Origin of the sequence: Xenophilus sp. (assembly GCF_044462705.1) — a bacterium.
Classification (GTDB): Bacteria; Pseudomonadota; Gammaproteobacteria; order Burkholderiales; family Burkholderiaceae_C; genus Xenophilus; species Xenophilus azovorans.
Window position 1 is genome coordinate 1 of the sequence record NZ_JBIQNC010000299.1, and the last position, 4330, is coordinate 4330.

Sequence of the window (4330 nt, forward strand, 5' to 3'; positions counted from 1 at the left end):
ACGCCTTCCCCGAGGTGCAGGGCCTGAAGGGTCCCTTCACCTGCCTGAACAGCGCGCGCTACGGCATCAGCTGGGGCGCGCTGGGCGCGGCCGAAGACTGCTGGCACCGCGCCCGCCAGTACGTGCTGGACCGCAAGCAGTTCGGCCGCCCGCTGGCCGCCAACCAGCTCATCCAGAAGAAGCTGGCCGACATGCAGACCGAGATCACGCTGGGCCTGCAGGGCAGCCTGCGCCTGGGCCGCATGAAGGACGAGGGCATCGCCGCGGTGGAGATCACCTCCATCATGAAGCGCAACAACTGCGGCAAGTCGCTGGACATCGCCCGCATGGCACGCGACATGATGGGCGGCAACGGCATCAGCGACGAGTTCGGCGTGGCGCGCCACCTGGTCAACCTGGAGGTGGTCAACACCTACGAGGGCACGCACGACGTGCATGCGCTGATCCTGGGCCGCGCGATCACCGGCATCGCGGCATTCAGCTGACAACCCCCATGCCGCTTCGCGGCTCCCCCTTCTGCTTCGCGAAGGGGGCGCACCCGGTGGCCCGGCAAAGCCGGTTCCACGGGTGCCCTGGCATGGGCCCACGGCCTCGCCGGCGAGTCGATCCAAAAGAAGGACCGGACTTCCTCACATGACAAACGCGCCCATTGCATCCCTCGACGGCATCCAGGTCCTGGACCTCTCCCGCGTGCTCGCGGGCCCGTGGTGCACCCAGATCCTGGCGGACCTGGGCGCCGACGTGATCAAGATCGAGCGCCCGGGCACGGGCGACGACACGCGCACCTGGGGGCCGCCCTTCCTGAAGGACGCCGAGGGCCGCGACACCGCGCAGTCCACCTACTTCACCGCCTGCAACCGCAACAAGCGCAGCGTGACGGTGGACATGGCCACGCCCGAGGGCCGGCAGCTCCTGCAGCGGATGGCGCAGCAGGCCGACGTGGTGGTGGAGAACTTCAAGACCGGCGGCCTGGCGCAGTACGGCCTGGACCACCGGAGCCTGCGCGCCATCAACCCGCGCCTGGTGTACTGCAGCGTCACCGGCTTCGGCCACGACGGCCCGTACGCCGAGCGCGCCGGCTACGACCTGATGATCCAGGCCATGACCGGCATGATGAGCATCACCGGCCGGCCCGACGCCGAGCCCGGCGGCGGCCCGCTGCGCGTGGGCGTGGCGCTCACCGACCTGTTCACCGGCTGCTATGCCGCCACCGCCATCCTCGCGGCGCTGCGCGTGCGCGACCAGACCGGGCAGGGCCAGCACATCGACATGGCGCTGCTGGACGTGGGCATGGCCATCCTCGCCAACCAGGCCAGCGCCTTCCTCAACACCGGCGCGCCGCCGCAGCGCCAGGGCAACACGCACCCCAGCCTGGCGCCCTACCAGGACTTCCCGACGCAGGACGGCGCCATGCTGCTGGCCATCGGCAACAACGGCCAGTTCGCGCGCTTCTGCGAGGCCGCCGGCAAACCCGAATGGGCGGCCGACGAGCGCTTCGCCAGCAACAGCCTGCGCGTGAAGCACCGCGACGCGCTGATCCCGCTGATGGAGACCGTCACCCGCACTCGCACCACCGCCGAGTGGATCGCGCTGCTGGAAGACAAGGCCGTGCCCTGCGGCCCCATCAACGACATCGGCCAGGCCTTCGCCGACGCGCAGGTGAAGGCGCGCGGCCTGGCCGTCACGCTGCCGCGCGAGGCCGGCGACGGCATCGCCGCCATCACCGGCGTGGCCAGCCCGCTGCGCCTGTCGGCCACGCCGCCGGTGCTGCGCCGCGCGCCCCCGGCGCTGGGCCAGCACACCGACGAGGTGCTGGCCGAACTGGGCCTGGACGCGGGCGAGATCGCGGCGCTGCACGAGCGCGGCGTGCTGTAGCGCGCGCCGGAACCTGCAAAGCACCGTTGCACGCCCTGCACATCTGCAGGGCGGCCGCGTCCCTAGACTGCGAGCGCACCGTCCCGCGGGCCGGCGGCGGCGCGTCGTCGTCGCCCATGCGGGACGACACGACGCGCGAGCCGACGACATGAACCGATCTCCCCTGCAACCCCTGGCCGGCGTGCGCGTGCTGGACCTGTCCCGCGTGATGGCCGGGCCGCTGTGCGGCATGGCGCTGGCCGACCTCGGCGCCGACGTCATCAAGGTCGAGCACCCCGAGCGCGGCGACGACACGCGCGACTGGGGCACGCGCATCGGCCGCCACAACACCTCCTACTTCAACAGCTGCAACCGCAACAAGCGCTCGATCTGCGTCGACCTGCAGGACGCGGACGGGCAGGCGCTGGTGCGCCGGCTGGCGCAGCAGTGCGACGTCGTCATCCAGAACTTCAAGTACGGCGGCGCGCAGAAGATGGGGCTGGGCTACGAGGACCTGCGCGCGCTGAACCCGAAGATCGTCTACTGCTCGATCTCGGGCTACTCGGTGCTGAGCCAGGAGAAGGCCCGGCCCGGCTACGACCTCGTGATCCAGGGCGAGACCGGCCTGATGGCCATGAACGGCGAGGAAGGCCAGGGCCCGCTGAAGTTCGGCATCGCCGCCGTCGACATGTTCACCGGCATGTACGCAGCGCAGGCCATCCTTGCGGTGCTGTACGAGCGCACGCGCACCGGCGAGGGCCGGCACATCCAGATGTCGCTGTACGACAGCGGGATGATGATCACCTCCTACTACGGGCTCACCGCCTGGCTTCAGCAGGGCGACCCCGCGAAGTTCGGCAACTCGCACCCGTCGATCGTGCCCTACGGCGTGTTCGACGCGGCGGACGGGCCGCTCGTGATCGCGGTGGGCAACAACGGTCAGTTCAGGAAGTTCTGCGAGGAGGTGATCGACAGCCCCGGGCTGGCCGCCGATCCGAAGTTCGCGACCAACACCGGGCGCTCGAAGCACCGGCACGCGCTGCTGCCCGTGCTGCTCGGCAAGGTCCGGCAGTTCACGCGCGCCGAGCTGATCGCGCGCATGAACCGCTGCGGCATCCCCTGCGGCGAGGTGCTGGGGCTGTACGAGGCGCTGCAGTCCGAGCGCACCGCGCAGACGCAGGTCTGGCACCGCTACGAGGACGACGAGGCCGGGCCCCAGGCCGTCCACGCGCCGCCCTACGTCATCGACGGCGCGCGCTCGGACGTGCGCCACCCGCCGCCGCACCTGGGGCAGCACACGGCCGAGGTGCTGCGCGAGCTGCTGGACATCGGCGAAGGCGACCTCGAGGCCCTGAGCCGCCGCAACGTCGTCAAATAAGAAAGCCGCCCTGCAAGGGGCGGCTGCATCCGGGCCGGCGGCCCGCTCAGTGCGACTGCTTGGGCGGGTCCAGGCTGCGCAGGATGGGCAGCCACCGGTCGGCCTCCACCTGCACGAACCGGTCCAGCTCCTCGGGCGTGCTGCCGCGCGGCTCCATGCCGATCGCGCGGGCCCGCTCCACGAAGGCCGGGTCGGCGATCACCTTGTTCACGGCCTTGTTCAGCCGGTCGATCACCGGCCGCGGCGTGCCGGCCGGCACCGACAGCGAATACCACAGCGTGGCCACCATGTCGAAGCCCTGCTCCTTGAAGGTGGGCGCGTCGGGCACCTGCGGCAGGCGCTGCGAATCCATGACGCCGAGCACGCGCAGCTTGCCCGACTTGACGTAGGGCAGCGAGCCCGTGATGGACGTGCCGTGGATGTCGATCTGGCGGCCCAGCAGCGCCTGCAGCGCGGGCGCGTCGCCGTTGAAGGGGATGTGCAGGGTGCTGAAGCCCTGTTCCTTCTCGAAGGCGATCGGGGCGAGGTTGGTCAGGATGGCGGCGCCGGGCGAGCCGCGGTTGATCTTGCCGGGGTGGGCCTTGGCGTAGTCCACCATCTCCCGGATGTTCCTGTAGGGCAGGTCGGTGCGGCCGACGACGATGGCCGGCTGGTAGGCGATCTGCGTGACGGAGGCGAAGTCCTTCGCTGGGTCGTAGGGCAGCTTGTCGTAGAGCACGCTGTTGTTGGCCAGGATGCCCAGGGACGAGACGAGGACGGTCTGCCCGTCCGGCCTGGCGCGCGCCACGTGGTCGGCCGCGACGATGCCGCTGGCGCCGGGCTTGTTCTCGATGATGACGTTCAGCCCCTGCCTGTTCAGCTCCTGCGCCAGGATGCGGCAGTACTGGTCGGTGCCCCCGCCCGCGGCGAAGGGGACGACGATGCGGGTCATCTGCTGGGCGAGGGCCGGCGCGAGCGCGCAGGCACCCAGCGCCAACCCGAGGACGAGTTTGCGGTAGCTCATGCTGTCTCCTTATATGTCTCAGTTGGTTCAAACTTCAGTTGTCAAGGCAGTAAGGCCGGCCGTGACCGCTGAACGGGTTGACTCACCGCCGCGCA

The 4330-nt window shown here is 70.4% G+C and carries 4 protein-coding genes; 3 read left to right on the forward strand and 1 reads right to left on the reverse strand.

Annotated elements, in window-relative coordinates; all coding sequences use genetic code 11:
* From ACIY1X_RS25085 to ACIY1X_RS25095, 3 genes are all read left to right on the forward strand, one after another.
* On the forward strand, positions 1 to 485 hold a 485-nt coding region (locus ACIY1X_RS25085; protein WP_399686042.1), incomplete at its 5' end, for an acyl-CoA dehydrogenase family protein.
* 148 nt (positions 486 to 633) lie between these two features.
* The gene (locus ACIY1X_RS25090; protein WP_399686044.1) at positions 634 to 1875 is read left to right on the forward strand and encodes a CaiB/BaiF CoA transferase family protein; all 1242 of its coding nucleotides are present in this window, start codon (positions 634 to 636) and stop codon (positions 1873 to 1875) included.
* Positions 1876 to 2023: 148 nt separating this feature from the next.
* Positions 2024 to 3232: a CaiB/BaiF CoA transferase family protein gene (locus ACIY1X_RS25095; RefSeq protein ID WP_399686046.1), complete on the forward strand. Its 1209-nt coding sequence runs from the start codon at positions 2024 to 2026 to the stop codon at positions 3230 to 3232.
* Positions 3233 to 3278: 46 nt separating this feature from the next.
* Here ACIY1X_RS25095 and ACIY1X_RS25100 read toward each other — a convergent pair whose 3' ends face one another.
* Complete coding sequence (locus ACIY1X_RS25100) at positions 3279 to 4235, reverse strand: Bug family tripartite tricarboxylate transporter substrate binding protein (protein ID WP_399686049.1); 957 nt, start codon at positions 4233 to 4235, stop codon at positions 3279 to 3281.
* Positions 4236 to 4330: the final 95 nt, after the last annotated feature.

Bases quoted from the DNA above. Each gene is read 5' to 3' on its own strand.
- ACIY1X_RS25100 (WP_399686049.1), bottom strand. From the start codon at position 4,235: ATGAGCTACCGCAAACTCGTCCTCGGGTTGGCGCTGGGTGCCTGCGCG.
- ACIY1X_RS25095 (WP_399686046.1), top strand. From the start codon at position 2,024: ATGAACCGATCTCCCCTGCAACCCCTGGCCGGCGTGCGCGTGCTGGAC.
- ACIY1X_RS25090 (WP_399686044.1), top strand. From the start codon at position 634: ATGACAAACGCGCCCATTGCATCCCTCGACGGCATCCAGGTCCTGGAC.